This window comes from Sulfitobacter sp. HI0129, assembly GCF_001635395.1.
GTDB lineage: Bacteria > Pseudomonadota > Alphaproteobacteria > Rhodobacterales > Rhodobacteraceae > Sulfitobacter.
On the sequence record NZ_LWGH01001120.1, the window covers coordinates 1 to 1,644 of the forward strand.

General features: G+C 63.6%; 2 protein-coding genes and 1 pseudogene. All 3 read left to right on the forward strand.

Annotation, left to right across the window (positions count from 1 at the left end):
- A partial coding sequence (locus A3764_RS23465) for a type IV secretion system protein (protein WP_150122440.1) occupies positions 1–422 on the forward strand: 422 nt, incomplete at its 5' end.
- A gap of 2 nt (positions 423–424) precedes the next feature.
- Positions 425–1,120 (forward strand): TrbG/VirB9 family P-type conjugative transfer protein, encoded by a 696-nt coding sequence (locus A3764_RS23470; RefSeq protein ID WP_067923869.1) that lies wholly within the window; start codon positions 425–427, stop codon positions 1,118–1,120.
- A pseudogene (locus tag A3764_RS23475) lies at positions 1,117–1,644 on the forward strand (TrbI/VirB10 family protein); the annotation flags it as partial. The gene A3764_RS23470 and the pseudogene A3764_RS23475, both read left to right, overlap by 4 nt.

Sequence of the window (1,644 nt, forward strand, 5' to 3'; positions counted from 1 at the left end):
CCAACCAGGCGATCATCGAGGCGGAGGTGTTCCGCTATGTGACCGACCGGGAGGTCTATAACCAGCTCGACAACGATCTGCGCATCCGCAGCGTCCTGCGCCGCTCGGACGGAGCTGCCGAGAGCGGGCTGCGCCAGATCTGGAACAGCGCCAACGAGAATTACCCGCCGACGGTCTATGGCCCCAATGCTCGGCTCGACGTGGAAATCCTCAGCATCAACCGGATCGGAACCAACCGAACGACGGTCCGCCTGCGCAAGCGCCTGACGTCCATTAACGGCACCCAGACCGGCCTCTTCACTGCGACGCTTCTCTTCGAGTTCCGCCCGGAGACCCGCCGCTCCATCGACGAGGTCTGGACCAATCCATTCGGCTTCACCGTCCTCGAATATTCCATTCGCTCCGACAGATTGGAGAACTGACGTTGTTGTTTATAAGATCGCTTATTTTTGTCATTGCCCTGTTGCCCGGCCTCGCCTCTGCCGAAGCCATCCCGCGTGGCGGTCCCAACGACAGCCGGGTGCGCTTGGCCACCTACCAGGAGGGTCAGGTCTACCGTCTCAGCGTCTCGCTCACCCATGTGACCACAATCGAGTTCGGCGAGGGCGAAAGCATCCGCTCGATTATCGCAGGCGACACGGAAGGGTTTGAGATCGATGGCGTGCCGGGCGGCCAGGCCTTCGCGATCAAGCCCGTCGCGCGCGGCGTTCATACCAATGTGACGGTCTACACGAACAGGCGAAGCTACTATTTCAACGTCGAGGAGGTCCGCAGCCCGACCTTCTATGTGGTGCAGTTCCGCTATCCGGAGGACGATGCGCGCCCGACCCGGGCCATCGCCGCCCAAGCGCCGAACTACAACTACGGTGCCAGCGCGCGGACCGAGTTCACGCCAACCCGCATCTGGGATGACGGGACGTTCACGTATTTCGCGTTTCCAAGAAACGCGCCTGTGCCCGCGGTCTTCCGCTACGCGGGCGGCCGCGAGCGCACGGTCAACACGCAAACTCCTGAAGACGGCGTGATCCGCGTCAGCGGCGTGAACCGCCAATGGGTCCTGCGACTTGGCGAAGAGGTGGTCTGCATCGAGGCGATCCCGCCCGCGGAGGCCACCTCATGAGCGATACCGGGAACACCGAGCTGGAAAAACGCCTCGCCGCCCTTGAGAAAGGCAGTGCCCGCGCCCCCACGGCGTCGCAGCGCCGGTCGCCCCTTCTCGCGCTGATCGTGGTCCTCGTCATCGGCGCAGGTGGTGCCCTGCTCTATCTCCTCTCACAGCCCGACGAAGAGGAAGCCTTGCCGACGGCCACCCCGGACGTCTTCCAAAACGAGGGGGACGGCTTTGGCGCTATCGAGACCTTGCCTCCGCCCGAGCCCGAGGTTGTGTTTGTCGGACCGGATCCAGTCGAGCCCAACGCGGAGCTTCTGGCGCAGATCACCGCGCTGCAGGCTCAGATCGAGGAATTACGCAACGCCCCCGAACCGGTCGTCGAGGAAGACACCGCCGCCGCAGAGGCGATCGACGCGCTGACCGCTCAGATCGCTGCGCTACAAGCCGCCTCGGAAGCAGCACAGCAACGATTTCAGGACGAACTGACGGCGCGGGATCGCAGCCTTGAGCAACTCCGCATGGATCTGGAACTG